Raw genomic sequence first — 23,270 nt, forward strand, 5'->3', positions numbered from 1 at the left:
TTGATTATTTAATAATCAACACCTTTTTTGTTAATCAATAATGTATTTATTTACCAATTCAATATATTTTAATTTTGCTTCTTCCGGAGTAAGACTTTTGACCTGAAAAAGAGCATTGAGCTTAAATGCATTTCTTAATTCGCTATCACCCGATGGACTATAAAATCCTGCATCTTCAGTATGTATAGCTTGTTTGTAATACGCGTAGAAATGAAGCATAATATCCGGCGGCAATTGAATAGTTGTATTGCAGGCACGCTCATAGGCTTTTTGAAAAGCAATATTTAATTCTTCTTCTGTCATCTTAGTGAAACTACTTCTAAATATTCAATAAAAAAGAGGATATTTAAAAGATGGGTTGAACTAATTCCCTGTTTTGAATAAGACAGGAACAATTTTTATACTTTTTTATTTATAATGTTGCAATAACGCTTTCCCCTCCTTTTACCTTTTGGTTTAAAGCGACATTCACTTTGGTTCCAATAGGTAAGTATACATCTACTCTTGAGCCAAACTTTATAAATCCGCTGTCAGCTCCTTGAGTTACTTTTTCGCCCTCTGTAGCATAATTGACAATTCGTTTAGCTAGGGCTCCAGCAATTTGTCGATAAAGTACTTCTATAATGTTGTTTTTTACTACAACGGTAGTTCTTTCATTTTCCTCTGATGCTTTCGGGTGCCATGCTACTAAATATTTCCCTGGATGATATTTGCTAAAAATGACTTCTCCATTTATAGGATGTCTCGTTACATGAACATTTATTGGAGACATAAAAATTGACACTTGTAGCCTTTTGTCTTTGAAATGTTCTTTTTCAAGAACTTCTTCAATAACAACAACTTTTCCATCAACGGGAGCAACTACGGTCTTGTCATTAACGTTCGTTTTTCTTTTCGGATTTCTAAAAAATTGTAAGATCAAAATCAAAAAAGCAACAGAAACTGTAAATATGGCAATTTGCCATTCTTTGATTTGAATTGCAACATACGAAGCAACATTAATACCTAAGAATAGTACAATTGCAACAGAAATTATTTTATATCCTTCTTTATGAAACATGTTTCAGAATTTGTAAAAATACGTATAAAAATGGGCTGGCAAATAACACACTATCTAAACGATCATATATACCACCATGTCCAGGCATAATAGTACCACTGTCTTTAACTCCAGCTTGTCTTTTAAACTTAGATTGTATTAAATCGCCTAATGTTCCAAAAATACTCATAATTATGCTTATAATCAACCAGATGGTGATAGATAATGTATGAGAAAAAATAGCAATCAAGTAACCAGCTAGTATAGAGAAGATAAAACCACCGACAAAACCTTCGATAGTTTTTTTAGGAGAAATACGTTCAAGTAACTTATGCTTTCCAAAGTTTTTTCCTACCAAATACGCAAAGGAGTCATTGGTCCATGTTATTAAAAAGGCTCCGGCGATAATTAATGGCTGATATTCTCCCGTGTAATTAGGAACTAGCGTTATAAAAATAATACAGGTAATTAGATAAAATATGCTGGTGCGATACTTTCTTTTTTCGAACATTGGAATAATGCGAATCGTTACCAAGTCTTTCACCAAAAATAATTCGGTAATAATGGTAAGAGCTAAAACTGGTATTACAAGGTAAAGTTGGTCCTGAAATAAATTTAATACGGCCAATAAAATAATAAAGATTACATATAGCCTTTTATTATTGAGGTGGACTAATTTCTGAAACTCAAAAATTGAAATCATACCGAAGATCAAAAATACTCCAATAAATGTATATTTTGAAATAAATATTGATACCAATAGTATAACGACATATAAAAATCCCGATAAAGACCTTGTAAGCAGTTCCTTCATATTATAAATCTTCCAAGAGCAGCAAATATAGATTTTTTGAACTACTTCCATAGCTTAAGAAATCCTTTTCTTTTTGTGGTTCAAAATCTTTTATGGTAGTGATATTTGAAGGAATCGCATTTTTGTTTTTTTCTTTAATACCTTTTAAGCCTTCTCCAATACTTTTAACTAATTGACTTGTAGCTGCTAAAATCACAAAATTATCAGGTAATTCGGTTAATTTTTTTTCTCTAAGCTGGTTTGAAGAAACTAATATTGCCCCACTATCGGCAATTAAATATTCGCATGTGGCAAAAAAGAAAGATGCAGACGAAGCTTTGACATAATTGAGGTTAAACCCTGAGAATTTATGTTCTAAGGCTATGTCAAAGGAACATACATCTTTTTCATACCAATCATTTTCCAATAGGATCTTGTCAAAAGAATCTAGAACTTCATTGTCATTGTCACAATATAGAAATTTGCCTCCATTTCTTTTGAAATTCATCATAAAGCTTTCATCAATCGGTAGATCGATTTCTGGCATATACTTACTGCGATCTTCTAAATGGCGTTCCTTACTCTTTTGGTCTGATTTAGATTTTGAGGAAAATATTCTTCTAAATAGACTCATTTTTTGAATTATGATTGGGGTATTACAATTTTACGATACCTTCAAAGATAAAAAAAATCTTAACCTAATTTTCCGTTAGGTTAAGATTTTTCATTTTACAAGTAAAAATTACTCGTTTAAGAGGGTTCTTTTACGATTTCTTCCTCTTTTTTTCCGAAAGGTCGTTCACCAAAGATTTTTTCTAAATTGTCTTTAAAGATAACTTCTTTCTCAAGCAAAACTTCTGCCAGTTCAGTTAGTTTATCTTTATGTTTTTCTAATAATTCTACAGCTCTTTGATATTGAGTCTCGATAATATTTGAAATTTCTTTGTCGATTAATTCGCTTGTTTGTTCGCTGTATGGCTTTGCAAAACTATACTCGCTTTGTCCTGAAGAGTCATAGTATGTCAGGTTTCCAACTTTATCATTTAGCCCATAAATAGTTACCATCGCTCTTGCTTGTTTTGTAACTTTTTCAAGATCACTTAATGCGCCTGTAGAAATTTCATTAAATATAACTTGCTCTGCAGCACGGCCACCAAGAGCAGCACACATTTCATCTAACATTTGATTTGGTCTAACTATGAGTCTTTCTTCGGGCAGATACCATGCAGCTCCTAAAGATTGCCCTCTGGGTACAATAGTTACTTTTACCAATGGTGCAGCATGTTCTAGCATCCAGCTTACAGTTGCATGCCCCGCTTCATGGAAGGCAATCGCACGTTTTTCTGCTGGAGTGATTATTTTATTCTTTTTCTCTAGTCCACCAACAATTCTATCCACAGCATCAAGAAAATCCTGTTTACCTACTGCTTTATTTCCTTTTCTTGCCGCTATCAATGCTGCTTCGTTACATACATTGGCAATATCAGCACCAGAAAAACCAGGAGTTTGTTTAGCCAAGAACTCTGTATCTAGCTCGTTTTCTACTTTTTTAAGTGGTTTTAGATGAACTTCAAAAATTTCTTTACGCTCACGTACATCTGGAAGGTCAACATAAATTTGTCTGTCAAATCGACCAGCACGCATTAATGCTTTATCTAATACATCAGCCCTGTTCGTAGCAGCAATAACGATAACATTAGTATTAGTGCCAAAACCATCCATTTCTGTTAGTAATTGGTTTAGTGTATTTTCTCTTTCATCATTAGATCCAGAAAAATTACTCTTACCTCTCGCTCTACCTATAGCATCAATTTCATCGATAAATATGATCGCCGGAGACTTTTCTTTAGCCTGCTTAAATAAGTCTCTTACTCTTGAGGCTCCAACACCTACAAACATTTCAACAAAATCCGATCCTGATAATGAAAAGAAGGGTACTTTGGCTTCTCCGGCAACAGCTTTTGCTAACAACGTTTTACCGGTTCCTGGAGGGCCAACTAATAAGGCTCCTTTTGGGATTTTTCCTCCTAGAGAGGTATATTTTTCTGGGTTTTTTAAGAAATCGACAATTTCTTGTATTTCTTCTTTTGCTCCTTCAAGACCAGCTACATTTTCAAAAGAAACTTTAACCTCAGTATTTTGATCAAAAAGTTTAGCTTTTGATTTTCCGATATTAAAGATTTGTCCACCACCACCGCCACCGGCGCCACCGCTCATTCTACGCATAATAAATATCCATACTCCAATAATAAGAGCAAAAGGCAACAATGTGATAAAGATTTCTCCCCATACATTACTTTCGGTGTCATAAGTTACCTGTGTAGTTAACCCATTTTTACTTTTTGCTTCTGCAATTTCATTTTCAAAATTTTGCAGATCACCAAATTCGAACTGATAGTCCGGATCACTTGGACTAGCGGGCAACAGGGATTTACTCTTGTTTTTTTGATGTTTTTCTAAAGATTTAGCTTCGCCAGTAAGAAAAACCTTTGCTTTGCGGCGATTAATAATCACCACTTTTTCCACTTCTCCTTTACTTAAAAAATCTTGAAATTCTGAAGGTGATGTAGTTGGAGCTGATCCTATACTACCTCCACCCATAAAATTGAGTACTAAAAAGCCAATAATTATAATGGCATAAATCCAATATGCGCTAAATTTTGGTTTTTTATTAGGTTCTGTTTTTTTATTTTCTTTCGCCATTTACGGTGTTCTTTTAATAATTTGTTTCGATAACTGTGGTTTTTGCGTCTCCCCAAAGTCCTTCTATATCATAAAATTCTCTGATATGTTTTTGGAAAACGTGCACTACCACATTTACATAATCGATTAATACCCATTCTGCATTTTCACTACCTTCTACATGCCAAGGCTTATCTTTAAGCTCTTTGCTCACTGTTTTTTGAATAGAATTAACAATTGCATTTACTTGAGTATTAGAAGTACCATTGCAGATAACAAAGTAACTACATACTGTATTCTCGATCTCTCTAAGATCTAAAATATTGATATCATTACCTTTTACTTCTTCAATACCTTTTAATATTTGGGTGATTAATTGATCAGTACCGATTTCTTTTTTAGTCATGCATTTTTTTAATTTGTGTAAAGTTATTACTTTTTATCATTTTAATGTCGTTATTATTCTGACATTTATGAAACTTTTACACCTTTTACATGGATATAATCAAAGTTGATGCCATTGCGTCTACAAATACCTTTCTAAGAGATCTGAATCGTGAAAAACACCTTATTGATCCAGTTTGTGTATTGGCAGCAGAACAACTTGCGGGCAAGGGGCAAATGGGAACGGTATGGCAAAGTAATCCAGGAGAAAATCTTACGTGTAGTGTGTTTATGCCTATCACGGGATTAAATTTAATTGATCAGTTCTATATTTCTATAAGTACATCATTGGCAATTTTTGATATGCTAAACCATTTAATGGTGCCAAAATTATCTATAAAATGGCCGAACGACATTCTGTCAGATCGATTTAAGATTTGTGGTGTTTTAATAGAAAACATTGTTAAGAATGGCAGGTTGACCGGAGTGATTATCGGTATTGGTATTAATATAAATCAAATGTCATTTGAGAATCTTCCTCAAGCGGGATCTTTAAAACAAATTTTGGGTAAAAGTTTTAATATAGAAGAGGTATTGTATGTATTATTAAATAATATAGAGAAACGATTTTCAGAATTACATGGTACTGATTTTAATAGACTTAAAGAGGAGTATGAACGCTGTCTTTTTAGAAAAAATAAACCTTCTACATTTATTGATGTAGAAGGTAATTCTTTTGTGGGAATCATTCAATCTATTACCAATCAGGGTAAACTTCAAGTATTGCTAGAAGATGAAGTCGTTGCTGATTACGAATTGAAAGAAATTAAATTACTTTATTAAAGTTTCCCAATATTTTCACTTAATGTATTGATGAAATTCTGAATAGGATTTTTAATCATCATCGCCATCATAGCGTTAAACTCACCATCAAAAGTAAGTTTTGCAGTGCTTTTTCCATCTTCGGTACTTTCGATGTCAGCTTTTAGTGTAAATGGTAATTTGTCACTGGCAGCACCTAAAACTACTTGACTATGAGGGGTGTTTCCTTTCTGATCCAATACTAGCTCAGGCATACCTTTTAGTTGGAAAAGAAATCTGGAATCACTTATTTTTTCAAATTTTTGTTTACTCTCTGGCATAAGTTGTTCAAAATTTTCAACTTTGGTTAAAAATTCGAATACTTCTTCGGCAGTTTTATCAACATTTACGGTAGGGCTTTCTAAATTCATAATACTATTTAATCGTTATATATTCCACTCGGCTGGATTTGTTCTCCAGCTTTGCAAGGTTTGTTGTTGTTGTTTTGTGATGTAATCTGTGTCCAGAGCTTGCTCCAGAAGATTATCATAATTACTTAAGGTATGCAAAGACAATGCCGCTTCTTCAAAATTTTGAACAGCGATATCAAAACCATAGTTAAAAATAGCAACCATACCCAAGACATTGGATTCAACTTCTTTTAATGCTTTAACTGCATTAAGACTACTTTTTCCGGTACTTATTAAATCTTCTACAACGACTACATTTTTACCAGAGGGTACAATGCCTTCAATTTGATTCTTTCTACCATGTTTTTTCGCCTCTGGGCGCACATAGATAAATGGTAAATCTAATTCTTCAGCAACCAGCATACCAATACCTATAGCTCCGGTGGCAACACCAGCAATTACATCTGGTTTGCCGTAGGTTGATGTAATAAACTGTGCCAAGTTTTTCTTGAGATAATTGCGAATTTCTGGATACGATAATGTAACACGGTTATCACAGTAAATAGGAGATTTCCAGCCAGACGCCCAAGTAAATGGATCTTGTGGTTGTAATTTTATTGCGTTAATTTGCAGTAATAGTTCAGCAGTTTTTTTTGCTGTATCTTTATCAAAAATCATAGTTGCAAATGTATAAAGTTTTTGTGAATAATACGCCCATTATTCTATCTACAAAAAAGTCTATCGAAGGGTATGAAACGATTCTTATTAAAGAAGCTGAGTTTCCTGTGATTATAAGAGATATTCTTAATAAAGAAGCCGTTAATCAAGAGGCAAAATATCACTTGTATCATAAAACAGAAGACAAACTTATAGAACATTTGTATAAAAAGTTACCCGTAGTTGTTGCGGGGGGAGGTAAAGCATATAATGCAAATATGGATATCCTTTTTATTAAACGTAATGGAAAATGGGATCTTCCTAAAGGAAAAATTGAAAAAAATGAGCACATAGAAACTGCTGCCGTTAGAGAGGTTGAAGAAGAAACCGGGGTAACAGGATTAGAAATTACTAAGTTTTTATATAAAACCTTCCATATCTTTAAAAGAGGTGGAGAATTTAGACTTAAGGTAACCTATTGGTTTGAAATGAAGACAGAGTTTGATGGTACGTTGGTTCCACAAAAAAATGAAGGAATTACCAAAGTACGTTGGAAAAATAAAAAGAAATCTAAAAAAGCACTTCTCAACTCTTACGCGAATATTAAAAAGCTGTTTTCACACGATTATTTGTCGTGATATATAGGATAATGGGCTTCCCGGCAAGTTTTTATCCCTTCCCGGCGGGTCAATACCCCTTCCCGGCAGATGAATACCCCATCCCAGCGGGTCAGCAATCCTTCCCGGAAGATATGTGTACTCTCCCGGCATTATAATACCTCGTCCCGGCGACTGGGAAAACAATTTTTATCGCCGGGAAGAATGGATTAGATGGTGGGAAACATAAAACAGTAGGCAGGAGCATATATACAATAGCCAGGAGAGCAATAGGGGGTGCCGGGAAAATAGATATAATTACTCAGTTACATAAAAAAGAGCAGAGGTTATAGTTTCTTTAATACTCGATACACTGGATAGCGCATGTGTGCCTTCTCATAATGATTAGATTGCTTATGTATCCAATCTAATTGCACATACCATTTGTTGGCAAAGGCTGTATCTTTTTTCTTTTCTTCAAATCTGCTACGTAATTCGTTATTATTCTGCAGTAATTCTACAGCCTTATCTTCCCAAACATATGGTGAAAATCCTTCTTTTTGCTGAAGAATAGGGTCAAAGAAATTCCAGTTAAAGAAAGAATCTGGTGCCTCAGGTTCTAAGGTTTGTATCAAGTACCTAAATCCTTTTTGATCTGTTGGTATTATGATATCTCCTTTTTTGAAAGTAATTTGTGAATTGCTTTTCTTTATTGAAGTTTTGTAATGAAGATAATGCCCTTCATATGGTATTTCTCGGCTTTTGTAGTCATTAATATGATAAACTTCTACTGTCAAGGTTGAATCTCTTTCCAAAGTATCGAACTCTATTTGGTTTAATCTTAAAAGTTCAATTACATTCCACCATCCTTTTGGTATGATATACGCTTCAGGGATTTCAATTTCTGTTGACGGTACAAAATAATTTTGGTAACTAATCTCTTTCGTATATGGTTTATTCTGATCATATTTTAAGCGTTTTGCCCCGGTAATTTCGCTGTCAATATATTCACCTTCATACCCCTTAAAGTTAAACTTGGTAACTGTAGAGGTATCTATTTTCCAGTCTATAGGATACGTTTTTTGTTGTGGTAATTCTGCAAAAGTCTTTTCTCTCATAGATCGGATCTTTTTTCCATCTTTCTCGGTGATTTCGATCATAGATTTCATTAATTCATAGGTGCCTTCAACACGTTTTTTATAGGGTTTTAGCATATGAGTTTCAACCATCATTCCCAAGGTGTTCCATAATGTAGTATATCCTGTAGAGTATCTTGGAGAATCCATAAACTGTGTCCATCCTTTGTCAGGAGTGGTTCCCCATACATTGACATAGGGTGTTATGTCCCATTTTTTTGTTTTAAGAGATGCTTCTAGTTTTGGGTGTATTTCGTTATTTAAATAATTACCCAGCGCACCACCTAATTTATTGTGTTGTGTAAAAAGATGGGTCAATGTATATTGATAGTCAGCTCCGTTACTGACATGGTTATCGATAAAAACGTCGGGTTGAACCAAATGGAATATCTTGGCAAAAGCCCTGGCATTTTTGGTGTCATTTTTAATAAAATCTCGATTTAAATCATAATTACGGGCATTTCCTCTAAAACCGTATGCTACAGGACCATTTTGATTGGTTCGTGTACCCGAATTTCGATTAAGGGATCCGCCAATATTGTATATTGGAATAGTTACCAGAACCGTATTTTTTGGAGCTTCAATTTTACCTTGAACAATATCTCTATATAATAGCATGGTAGCATCAATACCATCACTTTCTCCAGGATGAATACCATTATTGATTAATAATAGTCTTTTATTTTGGCGGATCTTTTCAAAATCAAATTCCAAATCAGGATTTAAGGTGATGATATGCAATGGATGTCCACTATCGGTCATTCCAACTTCTTGAATATGAATTGCTGAATATGCATTAGCAAGGTTTTGGTAGTATTGGATAACTTCAGGATATGTGGGAGTTTCGGTACCCTTGCTTTTTTCAAAAGAAGTTGTGAAATCAAAGTCTTTTGAAATATTCTTTTCTGAGGTGGTACAAGAAATAATAAGAAGAAAGCTGAAAATAAATACGATTCTATGCATGATTGATGAGTATGGAAATCAAATATACTAAGTTTTAGAAATTATGAATTGCCTATAACGTTTTAGTTTTGATTGGAAACCAGATACATTTCAATTTTACTTGTTGTACTCTAAAATAAACGTATTTTTGCACCCTCAAATACCATTACTATGACAGAGTTTGTTAGAAAAAGAGTGGCAAATGCCAAAAATGATATCTTATCAGGATTAACGGTTGCACTTGCTTTAGTGCCCGAAGCAGTTGCCTTTGCCTTTGTTGCAGGGGTTGATCCTTTGGTAGGTTTATATGCCGCTTTTATGATTGGATTAATCACTTCAGTTTTTGGAGGTCGCCCTGGAATGATCTCAGGAGCTACAGGGGCATTAGCAGTAGTGATGGTAAGCTTAGTTGCCGAAGGTAATGCTATGGGAGCTGAAGGTGAACAATTGGGATTATACTATCTGTTTGCAACGGTAATCCTAATGGGAATCATTCAAATGTTGGCCGGAGTGTTTAAACTCGGTAAATTTGTTCGTTTGATACCGCACCCGGTTATGATGGGGTTTGTAAACGGATTGGCTATAGTTATCTTTCTTTCTCAATTAGGAATGTTTAAAGAGTTTGTAAATGGAGAAAAAGTCTGGATGCAAGGTACTGACTTATGGTTAATGCTCGGATTGGTATTGTTAACGATGGCTATTATGTGGGGGTTGCCTAAGCTAAAAGCAACGTCAAAACTACCTGAGGCGCTAATTGGTATTCTTGTGGTGTCTGCCATTGTAATTCTAGGAAAATTAGATGTAGCTACTGTGGGTAGTTTTATTAGAGATGGAGGAGGAGAAGGCCTTAAAGGGGGATTGCCACAGTTTCAGTTTGATATATTTAATAAAGTACCCATGACTTGGGAGACGTTCAGGTTTATTGGGCCATATGCTTTAATACTTGCCGCAATAGGATTAATAGAATCCCTTATGACATTAAACCTTATTGACGAGTTAACCGAAACCCGAGGAAATTCTAACCGAGAGTGTTTAGCTCAAGGCGGTGCTAATATTATTACAGGACTTTTTGGAGGAATGGGTGGTTGCGCTATGATTGGGCAATCTATAATTAATATCAAAGGTGGAGGACGTACTCGACTCTCAGGTATTGTAGCCGCTGTAACCTTATTATTATTCATCTTGTTTGCATCGGGGTTAATTGAGCAAGTTCCTATTGCTGCACTAGTAGGAGTAATGTTTATGGTGGTTATTGGTACTTTTGCGTGGTCTAGTTTTAGAATTTTAAATAAAATACCCCTTACCGATGCTATAGTATTAATAGCGGTGTCTCTATTGACCGTATTTTTTGACTTGGCGGTTGCTGTGATTGCCGGTGTGATTATGTCAGCACTTGCATTTGCCTGGGAAAATGCTAAGAAAATTAGAGCCAGAAAACATGTAAAAGAAGATGGTACTAAGGTGTATGAAATATGGGGGCCACTTTTCTTTGGAAGTATACAAGCCTTCAATAGTAAGTTTGATGTAGCAAATGATCCTGAGTATGTTGAAATCGATTTTATTGAATCAAGAGTTAGCGATCACTCTGCATTAGAAGCAATCTTTAATCTGGTTGGCAAATATGAAGAAGCCGGTAAAAAAGTAAGAATTAAACATCTTAGCGAAGAATGCCAGGCATTAATGATTAAAGCTTCGCCAAGATTAGCAAATGTAATAGAACATGATGTAGATGATCCAAGATATCATGTAATGGCTAAAGCGATGAAATAGATTTTTAACCGCTACATTTTTTGTAAAACATACATAGTTTCATTAAGGATCTCAGTTTTATCCTTTATTGTACAGTTGGGTGCATATATTTTCGATAATTCAAATTCATCTGTTTTTTCTAATAAAGCATATTGGTCTATATTCTGAAAATAAGAATGAGGTATGGTTTGATGGTTGAAAGAATCATTCGTGTCATTATTACTATCAAAATAATGTAATAAACGTTGATATACCTCTGTGTTTTCTACCTCGGGTAAATATGTAACACACCCTACCAGATCACCTGGTTTTTGTAACGCAGAAAATACTTTAAATAATTTATCTGTAGTCTTTCGATCTAAAAAGAAGAAAACACCTTCAATTAAAATAAATATCGGTTCTGTTTTGATCATAGGGCGAAGAAAATCTACAATGTTTTCTACAGAACTATGATTAAAGTCAATTGCTATATATTGAATATCACGACTAGGTAATTTTCCTTCTCTAGTCCAGTTTTCTATTTTCTCTTTCTTGTAGTCTATAATATCTTTTTTATCAATTTCAACGGTAGATACATTCTTACTAAATGAGAATTGATACATGCTAAAACCAGATCCGAAATTAACCAATGTACCCCCATTATTTTTTTCAAAAAAAGAAGTCATACTCTCATAAAAAAAACGATTCCTCAAACTATGTAAAATCGCTTCATGTTCAGATACGCTTTTAAGGATATGAGGGATTAGAGCATCTGTGGCCGGGTTGTTCCATAGTTTGGCATAGATGTCTTTACTGACATCTTCGTGGTATGATCTGTAGGTAGACACGGCAAAAGCAGTTTCGTGGATTTGCATAGTATATCGTTTATCACATAAAGTTACTTTTAAACTCAGTAATAATATAAACGGATTAAAAAAACTTTAACTTTTGTATTGGTTAACCAATAGTTTGTCGAATTCTATCTTCCTATTTACGAATTCTACATTAGAAGTTACGAATTCTAATTATCGAGTGATACGATGTCTGCAGATGTTAATTTCGGGGTTTATTTTAAATACGTGATGTTGTTTGTATCTAATGAAAAACGAACATAGTTGAATTAGTACTACGAGCAATTGAACAATTTTTTATTCTTAACCAAATCCACACAAATCATGACAAAAACTATAACTCTTAAAATCTTATTTCAAAAAATTATAGTGTTACTGGCTATAATTTTGACCTCAAATTTAAATGCAAAAGACATTTATGTATCCAAAAACGGGAATGATTCAAATTCAGGAACGCAATCAGAACCCTACAAAACAATCGCAAAGGCATCTGCTGTTGCTCAACCAGGAGATATGATTATTATAGGAGGAGGTACCTATGAAGAAGTAATTAGGCCAGCCAGATCTGGAGTAGCAGGAAGACCTATTACTTATATCGCTAAACCTGGAGAAAAAGTGATCATTTCTGCCATGCAAGCATTAAGCGGATGGCAAAATGATAGAGGATCTATTTATAAAATAAAAATAGATTGGGATCTAGGCCAAGAGAACTTTGTGATGAACGGTAATACGGCAATGGATTTAGCTAGGTGGCCCAATAATACAGATGGCAAGCCTTTTACACTAAACTCTTTAAGAAATGATGGAGGCAGTGGCGCTAATGTTGTGAATGGAGCTTATCTAACATCATCTCAAATACCCAATATTAATTGGAAAGGTGGATCAGTATTTTTTTATGGAGATAAACCAGGATCAGGGTGGATTGCTTGGAAAGCTTTTATTACGAGCAGTACATCAGGGAGAGTAAACTTTACTCTAGATAAAAACCCATCTTGGATTAGAACTTTTCATGCTCCAAGAGATAAAGGTGATTTCTACCTTGAGGGAGTAAAAGGAGCTTTAGATTACCAAAACGAATGGTGGTTTGATAGTAAAACCAAAGAGTTGTTTGTACAAATGCCTGGTGGCGCAGCTCCAGTAGATGGAAAGGTGCAAATGAGAAGAAGAAAAATAGCAGTAGATCTTAACGGAAGGAGTTATATCGAAATTAAAAACCTTGCTGTTTTTGGTGGCGCTATTTTATTAAAAACAAATTCTAATAACAACAAATTAACTGGTGTTTCTTCATTTTATGGGAACCACACACAAGGAGTTTTTAGAGGTTTTAACGCTGGTAAACCGAGTATTGAAGTAAATGGTACTAATAATAGTATCGAAAAATGTGAATTTGCTTTTAGTGCAGCAACCGGAGTTCGTTTAGGAGGTAGATTTAACGTATTAAAAAACAATTATATACATGATTTCAATTATTTAGGATCATATGATGCTCCTTTGGTTGCCAGAGGTGGAACAGATAATAAAATCATAGGAAATACAATTTTTAATGGCGGAAGAGATGGTATTAATTATAATGGTAATCGTTGTGAAGTAGCTTATAATGATGTTTATAGAAGTAATTTGATAGCTGATGATTGTGCCACTTTTTATACAGTTGGAGGGCCTCAAAATACAGAAATACACCATAACTGGTTTCATGATTCTGCTTCAAGAGGTTCAAAAAGAAAAGCCGCTGGGATTTATCTGGATAATGATGCCGAAGCATTTTCTGTACATCATAATGTAGTATGGAATGTAGAATGGACCGGGGTACAGATTAACTGGAATGGTAAAGACATTGATATTTTTAATAATACTTTAGTGAAAACTGAAGGTGGAGCAATGGGAGCTTGGCATAAAGCAGGAACAGCTTTTTCAAATGTTAAAGTGTGGAATAACATTGCAGATGTGAAAACTGTAGATGATCCTTCTACACAAGAAGATGAGGGTACCTTTGAAAGAGATGCAGATAAACAAAATAACGTAATTACCAAATCAGGATATACCAGTTATACTAATAATAAATTTACACTTACTTCTGGTTCACCGGCTGTAAATGCTGGGAGACAAATAACGGGTATAACAGATAGTTTTATAGGGGCTGCACCAGATGCTGGGGCTTATGAGTTTGGGGGCGAAAATTGGGTACCTGGAATTAATTGGGATCCTTCTCTTGGTCCAACAGGCCAAGGTTGTTATGGTTTGCCTGGAGAATCTTGTGATGATAACAATTCAAAGGACCTTGTTGAACTTGTAAATGTACCTACAACACTACCAGTCGCAGATTCTTATACTGTTGATGTTACTTATGAAGCTACTACAGATAGAGAAATACAAGTAGGTTTTTGGTCTTCAACCGGATGGATTGCAAGTAGTACAACCATAACAGTTCCTAAAGGAAAAGATTCAAAATCAATAACAGTAGATTTACCGCAAGCACAAACACCTGGAACCGGATATACATTTAAAGTTCATATACGGCCAGTGGGTACTACTTGGGAACAGGCACTACAATGGGATCAGGTAAATGATATAACTATAAAGGATGTTCCGCAATATCAAGATACATTATCCTTTGTAAATCAAACTACAACCATACAAGCAGCAGATTCTTATACCGTAGAAATTGCTTATGAGGCTTCTACAGAAAGAGAAATTCAAGTTGATTTTTGGTCCTCAACAGGTTGGATCGCAAGTAGTGTTAAAGAAACAGTGCCTATTGGTAAAGGCACAAGAAATATTACTGTAAAATTGCCTAGTGTACCAGCAGCTGGAACAGGATATTTGTTTAAGGCGCACATACGCCCGGTAGGTACCTCCTGGCAACAAGCACTTAAATGGGCTCAGGTTACTGATATTACTGTAGAATCAACTCCTCAATATCAAGATAAGGTGAGTTTCAAAGATGCTCAAACTACGATTCTTCCAGCAAACTCGTATACATTTAATATTGATTATGAAGCATCAACTGATAGAGAAATAGTGGTTGAGTTTTGGTCTTCTACAAGTTGGATTGCTCAACAGAAAGAGGTGGTTTCCAAAGGGAAAGGGGTAAAGACTATTACTGTTAATCTTCCAAGTATACCTAATCCAGGAACCGGATATATCTACAAAACTCATATTCGTCCCTTGAATACAACCTGGAGGGAGTGGATCGATAGAGACCAGGTAGCCGGAGTTACGATAAACGCTTTAAATACTCAAATAATCCCAGACGGAACATATCTAATCACCTCTCCTTTAAATAATCAAAGATTATTGTCCAGGGCCTTAGAAAATCATAATGTGAAGATGATCGATCCAGGCAGTTTTGATGATCAAAAATGGATTTTTAATCATGTAGGTGATAATGTGTACACTATTAAAAACAAAGGAACTAATAGATATTTAGAGGTGCCATATGCTAGATGTTATAATGGAGCTAATGTTGCAACTTGGACAAATGCAAATGATGCACATAAACAATGGGAAGTAATAAAAAACGGGAATGATATCTATGGTATAAAACCTATGCATTGTCAACAAATGGCACTTGATAGAGCAGGAGGAGCAATAAACGCTAATGTACTAGTATGGCCATTTAATGCAAACAATAATAATCAGAAATGGAAGATTATAGCTGATAATACTAGAAGTAAAAATGTTGTAACCAGAGAAAATTCTGATTTTGATGTGCATAAGTTGATGATATCGCCTAATCCAGCAAGTGAGCAACTCGCCTTAACCAATATCAATAATGCATCTTTGATAACTATTATGGATTTTACAGGACGCCAAGTGTTGTCCAAAAAATTGAATGGAGAAGACAATACATTGATGGATATTTCTGTATTAAATGATGGGATATATTTTATTTCTATTGATAGTTCCCCAGCTATCAAATTCTTGAAAGAATAATAAATTAGATTCATAAGAATAAAGGAGGAGTATATATACTCCTCCTTTATTACAAGTTATTTAACTCCTACAAAAATATCAACTTCGGCATTTGTAGGATCCACTGCTCTATCATCATATACCTCAAAATCTGTTGCATATGTTCGATTCAAATCACTTCTCCAGATTTTAGCCCAGACATCTGGGATTGCTTCTTTAGTCACATCTCCTTTGGCAACAAATTTTGAATAGTTTCCGTTTTTAATTGTGGTACCTACCATTCCTTCAGGTATGTTTTCTAGATTATCCACTTTACAACCTACAATGGCATTGTAATAGCCAGAAGCGCCATTTTCATAATCTGTGTAAATTCCGTAGAGGGTTTCGTCAATCTTATTAGGAATTTTATTAGAAATCCCTCGCTCCATAAAGGTGTTCCATAACTTTTGAATATCATTTGTGATATGTTGATCTTCATTTCTAGTTCGCACTGATAGCCCTATTACATGAAAGGTGTTACATTTTGTTGTTGTCATATTTTTGGTTTTTTAAGATGAATACTAAACCAAAAGTAAATAGGGTGTATGACAAACGTATGTCAGTAGTGATCTGTAAAAAGTATTTTTTATATACGTGAAGATTTACGCTTCAACTATTAATATACTTTTAGTGGTAAATGTTCTTGACAAGCCGGAAGATACTCTTGACAAGGAGGAAGAGGTTCATGACAGGGTGGAAGAGGTTCATGACAAGGTGGAAGAAGTTCATGACAAGGCGGAAGGTGTTCTTGACACGACGGAAGGTGTTCTTGACACGACGGAAGGTGTTCTTGACAAGATGGAAGCTTCTCCAGACAAGACGGAAGGTGTTCTTGACAAAATTATATGAATCCCAATGTCTTAAAACTTGAATTCAAAACATTTTGATCATTAACTTCTAACCAATTATTAAGTATTGATGCATATACACTTCTAAAATCTATAGTATATTTAATATCTCCATTGTTATCGAGATCAGAAAGGTTTGGAAGTTCATTATACACCCCGGCCTTTTTAAGAGAGCCACTAATAGCAATTACATTATTAGCTGCACCATGATCGGTGCCTCGGCTTCCGTTTTGTTTTACTCTGCGACCAAATTCAGAGAAGGTAAGAATCAGAGTATCTTTAAATCGGTTGTTTTTCTTGAGGTCTTTTACTAATGCGCCAACAGATTCTGAATATATTTTTAATAGTCGATCTTGACTATTTAATTGATTTACATGACTGTCAAACCCACCAAGAGAGCTATAAAAAACTCTCGTTTTTAAGCCAGATACTATAAAATCGGCAATAGTTTTCAGGTTTCTTGCAAAAGGATTTTGGGGATATTCTGTATTGGTTTTATATATCTTAGAGGTTTCATGAATGTAGGAGGCAGAAGAATAGGTTTCTAACATCGTTTTATAGAGGTATCCCTGGTTATCTTCATTCAACATTTCTTTTTCGGTATTGGCGACAAGATTTTTGAAGAAGGGTTCTCTAGTTGTTTTATACAATTGATTTGGGTCAGAAACGGCTATGCCATTCCTGATAGTACCCTTCATGGCTAATGATAAAGAATTATCCACTTCTATAGCCTGATAAGGATACTGGCAATTAGAATCTAAAAACCTGCCTATCCAACCTGTTGATAGATATTCATTAGCATTACTAGCGGTTTGCCAGATATCTGTGCTTCTAAAATGCGATCGATTAGGGTTAGGGTATCCAACATTATTGAGTATAGTTACTTCTCCTAAATCATATAATGATGCAATCGCTTTTAGTTTGTTATTAAAAGCTAAATCACCTGTTATTTTTATGGTCTGACCTTCTTTTTTAGCGATTGAAGGCCTTAGACGATGATAGATATCATTATGTATTGGTATAATACTATTTAACCCATCATTTCCTCCCGAAAGTTGGATGATAATAACATTTTTATATCCCGATAATTGATCTGGAGATAAAAATTCCATCCCCTTCAGAAAGGAAGGGACTAACGTCATTCCTGATGCAAAAACCGATTGCTTTAAAAAATCTCTTCTTTTCATGTTCGTTGGGGTTTTAACAAAGTTGATATTCGGGTAAACTCAATATTTCGATAACAAAATTCTTGGTATCGGTAGCATGCAATTTTTGCACAATATCATTAGCTGCAGTAGAAAGTTTAGGTTGAAGCATAAAGCTTAGAATGCTCGCTTTATCTTCTGCTTGCAACGTAGACAGAAAAATATTCCAATTAGGTTTTGCTTTTACCTTCTTCTGAAATTTAGATTTCATTTTACGGTACATTTGTTGTCTAATCATCATGTTTTTGGGCATGTCACCGTTGTTATGCCATTCGATTACACCACTATTTAATGTTAATGATGCTAATTTTAACCGAAGCATCAAAGTTGAATTATCTATCCATGCTTTGCCACCCGGCCACCCGGCTACATTGGGAGGAAAAAATAGCATTTGATTTAATTTGCGCTGAAGATATAGTAGCACTTTGGGATCTTCATATTGGATTCCAAATGATTTACTTAATCCCACTATTAATTCTATAGGAGACTTTATCTTGGTTCCAATATTTTGAGAATCATAAAACCAATCACTTTTTAACATAGTATCAATAACAGTTTTTAAATCATAATTAGAATTAAAAAAAGCATTTGTTAAGATTTCGATATGGTTTTTGTTGATATCGTCATTTACAAAATATTTATATAGTTTTTCGCAGATATACCTTGCCGTTTGTTTTTGACCTAAAAGGATTTTGATCACATCTTCTCCGGTAAAATTTCCTGTTTCTCCCAAAATAGTTTTTGTACCATAATCATGATGGGTTTTGCGGAAAATGAAAGCACCGTTTTTTGTGAAATTCCAACCAGTAAAAGCTCTTGCGGCTTCTTTGATGTCAGTTTCGGTATATCCGTTATCTCTACCTAATGTAAAAAGCTCCATCACCTCACGGGCAAAATTCTCATTAGGGTGGTTTTTCCGGTTTTGTCGATTATTAAGAAAAATGAGCATGGCCGGAGATTTTGATACCTCCATAAGCATGTCTCCAAAATTGCCTAGTGCATGTTGTCGTATAATATTATTAAGATGAATACAAGCTCTGGGAGTTCTTAGTCTAACCGCAAAGTGATCATGAAAAAATAGAGTCATCTTTTCACGAAGGATTTGTTTTGTATCAATTAATTGTTTGAGCCAAAGTATATTGAGTTCAGACATCTTATCATTACGAAGCTGTCGTTGTTGTTTTCGTTCTTCTGGGGTTAAATCTTTGGGATTTTTTTGTAGGCCTTCAAAATCTATAGATAGCAAAGTTTTTTGAATACTTTCGGAAAACAATCGATCTACGATATTATTTTTTGAGAGTTTTCTAACCGCATTTAGCTCATTAGACGAAATCCCGAATCCCATTCGCCAATAAAGATGTTGTATCTGCTTATCTGATAAAGAGGTGTTCATAGTCACAGTCTTTATCTGTAAGACTATGATTTTGGATAAAGGTTTAATTGTAATGTTTCAATACAAAAGAATAAAACACGTAAAGACTAGTTTTTAGGTTCAATCAAATCCCATGTGTTGCCATAGAGGTCTTCAAAAACGACAACGGTGCCGTAGACTTCTTCTCTGGGCTCTTCCAGGAAGGTAATCCCTTTGGCTTTCATATGGTTATAATCTTTCCAGAAATCATCGGTGTGTAGAAATAGAAAAACGCGCCCTCCGGTTTGGTTACCAATGGCTTGTTTTTGTTCTGAAGAAGCCGCTTGAGCGAGTAAAATATGAGTTTCATTAGTGTCTGAAGGAGAGATAACCACCCATCGCTTTTGATCATCTAGTTTGGTGTCTTGGATAAGTTTGAAATTTAGCTTTTCGACATAAAACTGTATCGCTTCGTCATAGTCTTTAACCACTAGAGTAAGAGCACCAATTTTTCGCATAGCAAATTATTTAACAAGAACAGTTTCGGGTACTAATCCAGAAACATCACCACCATTACGAATCACATCTCGCACGATTGATGAAGAAATATAACTTTTGCCTGAAGAGGTAAGTAAGAATACCGTTTCAATTTCAGACATTTTACGGTTGGTGTGTGCTATTGCCTTTTCGAACTCAAAATCAGCTGGATTTCTTAAACCTCTAAGTATAAAACTTGCATTTTGTTTTTTGCAAAAATCTACAGTAAGCCCTTTATAGGTCATTACTTTGATCTTAGGTTCATTTTTGAAGGATTCTTCAATAAAATGCTTACGTTCTTCAAGAGTGAACATGTATTTTTTATCGGCATTGATCCCTATGGCAATAATAATTTCATCAAAAAGAGTTAACCCTCTTTCTATAATGTCGTAATGTCCTAAAGTGATGGGGTCAAATGATCCTGGAAAAACAGCTCTTCTCATGAGTGATTATTGATTGGTGTGATTACAAAGATAGATGAAATTACGATTTTAAAAATTACGATTTTAGATTTTGTAGTTTGATGTTAGGCTTACAACGTAAAGAGCATAAGAAATAGATTAAAAGGCGATATAAAAGCTATTGAATTTCCATCTTATTATAATTCTTAATTCGTCAATGGTCAATCGTAATTCAAAATAGCTTCTTCTATAGTATTTGTTAATAGGTCCTTTAGACTGATACCGGCTGCTAAAGCTTGTTGAGGTAATATACTAGCTTCACTAAAACCAGGATTAGTATTCATTTCAACAAAATGAGGTTCGCCATTATGAAAAATATACTCGCTTCTGGAAAACCCTTTCATTTTTAAGATTTGATAGATTTTTAAAGCAAGATCTTGTACTTTTTTAGTATCCTCTTCGGATAATCTGGCCGGTGTTATTTCTTGCGATTTACCCAAATATTTTGCTTCATAATCGAAAAACTCATTTTCAGATACGATTTCTGTAATGGGCAGTACAGTGTCTTTCCCTTTATATGTAATTACACCGACAGAAACTTCGGTTCCGCTTAAAAAAGATTCAATAATGATTTCATCATCTTCTTTGTAGGCAACATCTATTGCTGGTAAAAGTTCGGCTTCTGTATTCACTTTAGAAACCCCATAACTGCTTCCTGCTTTATTGGCTTTTACAAAGCAAGGCAATCCTACAGTATCTAGGATAGCTTTTGTATTGATGTTATCTCCTTTATTCAAAAAATAATTAGTGGCCGTTGGGATTCCGTAAGGTTTGAGGGTACTAATACAATCACGCTTATTAAATGTAAGTGCCGCCTGGTAAAAATCACAGGCTGTTTGTGGGATTCCAATCAGCTCAAAATAAGCTTGAAGTAAACCATCTTCTCCGGGAGTACCATGCACAATATTAAAAGCAGCATCAAAAATAATTTTAGAATCATTTATAGTTAACGAAAAATCATTTTTATCAATACGATGCTTTTGGTTATCATCACTAACATAAAACCAGCCATCTTTGGTGATATGAACTCTATAAGGGATATATGCCTCTCGATCAATATGTTTATAAACTACATTTCCGCTTTGAATAGATATATCAAATTCGCTGGAGTATCCTCCCATCAAAATGGCAATGTTTTTCTTCATTGGATAACTTTTGAAAACAAAAATATCATTTATCTCATAAGAAAAGCTTAAAACTTTCCGTTTTTATATATTTGTCCAAATTATGCATGTATTTATGAACGCAGTTATCAATTTCTTCAAGGATCTTTTCAAGTTTGTGTATAGCAAAATATTCCTTATCCAGCTTGTAATCGCTGTTGCGATGCTTGTGATACTTTCTTATGTTGCCTTGCAGTGGTTAGAAAGCACTACAAATCATCACCAGCGAATTGTTGTGCCTAGTTTAAGTAAAAAGACTTTAGATGAAGTACAAAAGATTTTAGAAGAAAAAGACTTACGTTTTGAGGTTCAGGATTCTGCTAATTTTAACCCTGATTACCCAAGATATTCTGTGATAGAACAAAATCCGGTTTCAGGAAGTGAAGTAAAAGAAAATCGTAAGATCTATGTTACTTTAAACCCTTCTGGATATAGAAAAATAGAAGTTCCTAATGTGGTTCAAAACACTAGGAGACAGGCAGAGCCTAAACTTAAAGCTTTAGGTTTTAAAATAGGATCGGTTACCTATCAGCCCAATATTGCAAGAGACATGGTTCTTGAGTTAAGACATAAAGGGAAGAAGTTAGCACCAGGAACAAAACTGATGAAAACATCTACGATAGATTTGGTTTTGGGTGACGGAAAAGGAGGAACAATAAATCTTTCTAATTAATCATATTTTGGAAGAAAACTTACATACCGAAGATTTTGAGAATAACGAGGATGATCTCTATGAACATTATCGTTTTGTAGCGGGTGCAGGACAAGTTCCTTTGCGAGTAGATAAGTTTTTAATGAACTTTGTTGAGAATGCTACGCGAAATAAAATTCAACAAGCTGCCAAATCTGGTAGTGTTTTTGTAAATGATATAGCCGTAAAATCAAATCATAAGGTAAAACCCAATGATGTAGTTCGTGTATTATTTGCGCATCCTCCTTATGAAAACTTACTTACTCCAGAAGATATTCCTTTGGATATTGTATATGAAGACGATGCATTATTAGTTGTGAATAAACCGGCCGGTATGGTAGTGCATCCTGGTCATGGTAATTATTCTGGTACTTTGATCAATGCATTGATTTATCATTTTGATAATCTGCCTAATAATAGTAGTAATCGTCCTGGATTAGTGCATCGTATCGATAAAGATACTAGTGGTCTGTTGGTTGTAGCTAAAACTGAGGAAGCAATGACTCATCTTGCAAAGCAGTTTTTTGATAAGACGAGTGAGCGTGAATATGTGGCTATTGTTTGGGGAAATCTTAATGAAGATGAAGGTACTATTGAAGGTAATATAGGCAGACACCCAAAAAACAGATTGCAAAATACCGTTTTTGAAGGTGATGAAGCAGAGAAGGGGAAACCTGCAATTACACACTATAAAGTGATCGAACGATTAGGATATGTAACCTTAGTTTCTTGTAGACTCGAAACTGGAAGAACACATCAGATTCGTGTACATATGAAGTATATTGGTCATACGTTATTTAATGATGAACGGTATGGAGGTGAAAAAATATTAAAAGGCACAACATTTACCAAGTACAAGCAATTTGTAGAAAATTGTTTTAAGATTTTACCTAGACAAGCGTTACATGCCAGAACCTTAGGTTTTGAACATCCAACTACGGGTGAGAAAATGCATTTTGAGACCTCGATTCCAGACGATATGCAATTATGTATTGAGCGTTGGAAAAATTATGCAAAAAACCAATTGAAAGAAGAATAGTACTT

The 23,270-nt window shown here is 34.6% G+C and carries 23 protein-coding genes; 7 read left to right on the forward strand and 16 right to left on the reverse strand.

What is annotated here, in order from left to right; translation table 11 throughout:
- Positions 1-30: 30 nt before the first annotated feature.
- The 6 genes from JJQ60_RS14870 to rsfS form a co-directional block, all read right to left on the reverse strand.
- Positions 31-303, reverse strand: a complete 273-nt coding sequence (locus tag JJQ60_RS14870; RefSeq protein ID WP_201921814.1) for an acyl-CoA-binding protein — start codon at positions 301-303, stop codon at positions 31-33.
- 109 nt (positions 304-412) lie between these two features.
- Positions 413-1,060 carry a phosphatidylserine decarboxylase family protein gene (locus JJQ60_RS14875; RefSeq protein ID WP_201921816.1) on the reverse strand — a complete coding sequence of 216 codons (648 nt, stop codon included), beginning with the start codon at positions 1,058-1,060 and terminating at the stop codon, positions 413-415.
- The gene (locus JJQ60_RS14880; RefSeq protein WP_201921819.1) at positions 1,050-1,853 is read right to left on the reverse strand and encodes a phosphatidate cytidylyltransferase; all 804 of its coding nucleotides are present in this window, start codon (positions 1,851-1,853) and stop codon (positions 1,050-1,052) included. The genes JJQ60_RS14875 and JJQ60_RS14880 overlap by 11 nt, the downstream gene beginning before the upstream one ends.
- A gap of 1 nt (position 1,854) precedes the next feature.
- The gene (locus tag JJQ60_RS14885) at positions 1,855-2,466 is read right to left on the reverse strand and encodes an LUD domain-containing protein (protein ID WP_201921822.1); all 612 of its coding nucleotides are present in this window, start codon (positions 2,464-2,466) and stop codon (positions 1,855-1,857) included.
- Positions 2,467-2,582: 116 nt separating this feature from the next.
- A complete protein-coding gene (gene ftsH, locus JJQ60_RS14890; RefSeq protein WP_201921825.1) occupies positions 2,583-4,535 on the reverse strand; it encodes an ATP-dependent zinc metalloprotease FtsH in 1,953 nt (650 codons plus the stop codon).
- Between the two features lie 13 nt (positions 4,536-4,548).
- Complete coding sequence (gene rsfS, locus JJQ60_RS14895) at positions 4,549-4,920, reverse strand: ribosome silencing factor (RefSeq protein WP_201921839.1); 372 nt, start codon at positions 4,918-4,920, stop codon at positions 4,549-4,551.
- Between the two features lie 89 nt (positions 4,921-5,009).
- Here rsfS and JJQ60_RS14900 point away from each other — a divergent pair, with 89 nt between their 5' ends.
- A complete protein-coding gene (locus JJQ60_RS14900) occupies positions 5,010-5,741 on the forward strand; it encodes a biotin--[acetyl-CoA-carboxylase] ligase (protein ID WP_201921842.1) in 732 nt (243 codons plus the stop codon).
- On the opposite strand, the gene JJQ60_RS14905 is transcribed toward JJQ60_RS14900, so the two are convergent.
- Together JJQ60_RS14905 and pyrE are read right to left on the reverse strand one after the other, a co-directional pair.
- Complete coding sequence (locus JJQ60_RS14905; protein WP_201921844.1) at positions 5,738-6,130, reverse strand: SRPBCC family protein; 393 nt, start codon at positions 6,128-6,130, stop codon at positions 5,738-5,740. The two genes, JJQ60_RS14900 and JJQ60_RS14905, sit on opposite strands and share 4 nt — an antisense overlap.
- A 15-nt stretch (positions 6,131-6,145) precedes the next feature.
- On the reverse strand, positions 6,146-6,787 hold the full coding sequence (gene pyrE, locus JJQ60_RS14910; RefSeq protein ID WP_201921846.1) for an orotate phosphoribosyltransferase: 642 nt from the start codon (positions 6,785-6,787) through the stop codon (positions 6,146-6,148).
- Between the two features lie 8 nt (positions 6,788-6,795).
- Here pyrE and JJQ60_RS14915 point away from each other — a divergent pair, with 8 nt between their 5' ends.
- Entirely contained in the window at positions 6,796-7,404 is a 609-nt protein-coding gene (locus tag JJQ60_RS14915; protein WP_201921849.1) for an NUDIX hydrolase, read from the forward strand.
- A gap of 305 nt (positions 7,405-7,709) precedes the next feature.
- Here JJQ60_RS14915 and JJQ60_RS14920 read toward each other — a convergent pair whose 3' ends face one another.
- On the reverse strand, positions 7,710-9,461 hold the full coding sequence (locus JJQ60_RS14920) for a M14 family metallopeptidase (RefSeq protein ID WP_201921852.1): 1,752 nt from the start codon (positions 9,459-9,461) through the stop codon (positions 7,710-7,712).
- Between the two features lie 150 nt (positions 9,462-9,611).
- Here JJQ60_RS14920 and JJQ60_RS14925 point away from each other — a divergent pair, with 150 nt between their 5' ends.
- On the forward strand, positions 9,612-11,210 hold the full coding sequence (locus JJQ60_RS14925; protein WP_201921854.1) for a SulP family inorganic anion transporter: 1,599 nt from the start codon (positions 9,612-9,614) through the stop codon (positions 11,208-11,210).
- Between the two features lie 11 nt (positions 11,211-11,221).
- Here JJQ60_RS14925 and JJQ60_RS14930 read toward each other — a convergent pair whose 3' ends face one another.
- Entirely contained in the window at positions 11,222-12,043 is an 822-nt protein-coding gene (locus JJQ60_RS14930; RefSeq protein WP_201921857.1) for a class I SAM-dependent methyltransferase, read from the reverse strand.
- Positions 12,044-12,343: 300 nt separating this feature from the next.
- Here JJQ60_RS14930 and JJQ60_RS14935 point away from each other — a divergent pair, with 300 nt between their 5' ends.
- Entirely contained in the window at positions 12,344-15,952 is a 3,609-nt protein-coding gene (locus JJQ60_RS14935) for an RICIN domain-containing protein (RefSeq protein ID WP_201921860.1), read from the forward strand.
- 56 nt (positions 15,953-16,008) lie between these two features.
- Here JJQ60_RS14935 and JJQ60_RS14940 read toward each other — a convergent pair whose 3' ends face one another.
- Positions 16,009-16,467 (reverse strand): GyrI-like domain-containing protein, encoded by a 459-nt coding sequence (locus JJQ60_RS14940; RefSeq protein WP_201921863.1) that lies wholly within the window; start codon positions 16,465-16,467, stop codon positions 16,009-16,011.
- A gap of 97 nt (positions 16,468-16,564) precedes the next feature.
- On the opposite strand from JJQ60_RS14940, the gene JJQ60_RS14945 reads away from it, so the two are divergent.
- Positions 16,565-16,819 carry a hypothetical protein gene (locus tag JJQ60_RS14945; RefSeq protein ID WP_201921865.1) on the forward strand — a complete coding sequence of 85 codons (255 nt, stop codon included), beginning with the start codon at positions 16,565-16,567 and terminating at the stop codon, positions 16,817-16,819.
- Here JJQ60_RS14945 and JJQ60_RS14950 read toward each other — a convergent pair.
- From JJQ60_RS14950 to JJQ60_RS14970, 5 genes are all read right to left on the reverse strand, one after another.
- Entirely contained in the window at positions 16,812-18,005 is a 1,194-nt protein-coding gene (locus JJQ60_RS14950) for a DUF1501 domain-containing protein (RefSeq protein ID WP_201921868.1), read from the reverse strand. The genes JJQ60_RS14945 and JJQ60_RS14950 overlap by 8 nt on opposite strands.
- A 13-nt stretch (positions 18,006-18,018) precedes the next feature.
- On the reverse strand, positions 18,019-19,416 hold the full coding sequence (locus JJQ60_RS14955; protein ID WP_201921870.1) for a DUF1800 domain-containing protein: 1,398 nt from the start codon (positions 19,414-19,416) through the stop codon (positions 18,019-18,021).
- Positions 19,417-19,502: 86 nt separating this feature from the next.
- Complete coding sequence (locus JJQ60_RS14960; protein WP_201921873.1) at positions 19,503-19,892, reverse strand: VOC family protein; 390 nt, start codon at positions 19,890-19,892, stop codon at positions 19,503-19,505.
- 6 nt (positions 19,893-19,898) lie between these two features.
- On the reverse strand, positions 19,899-20,354 hold the full coding sequence (gene coaD, locus JJQ60_RS14965) for a pantetheine-phosphate adenylyltransferase (protein WP_201921876.1): 456 nt from the start codon (positions 20,352-20,354) through the stop codon (positions 19,899-19,901).
- Between the two features lie 179 nt (positions 20,355-20,533).
- Entirely contained in the window at positions 20,534-21,517 is a 984-nt protein-coding gene (locus tag JJQ60_RS14970) for a D-alanine--D-alanine ligase (protein ID WP_201921879.1), read from the reverse strand.
- A gap of 94 nt (positions 21,518-21,611) precedes the next feature.
- Here JJQ60_RS14970 and JJQ60_RS14975 point away from each other — a divergent pair, with 94 nt between their 5' ends.
- Together JJQ60_RS14975 and JJQ60_RS14980 are read left to right on the forward strand one after the other, a co-directional pair.
- Entirely contained in the window at positions 21,612-22,208 is a 597-nt protein-coding gene (locus tag JJQ60_RS14975; protein ID WP_201921882.1) for a PASTA domain-containing protein, read from the forward strand.
- Between the two features lie 7 nt (positions 22,209-22,215).
- Positions 22,216-23,265: an RluA family pseudouridine synthase gene (locus JJQ60_RS14980; protein ID WP_201921885.1), complete on the forward strand. Its 1,050-nt coding sequence runs from the start codon at positions 22,216-22,218 to the stop codon at positions 23,263-23,265.
- Positions 23,266-23,270: the final 5 nt, after the last annotated feature.

Origin of the sequence: Aquimarina mytili (assembly GCF_016735115.1) — a bacterium.
Lineage (GTDB): Bacteria > Bacteroidota > Bacteroidia > Flavobacteriales > Flavobacteriaceae > Aquimarina > Aquimarina mytili.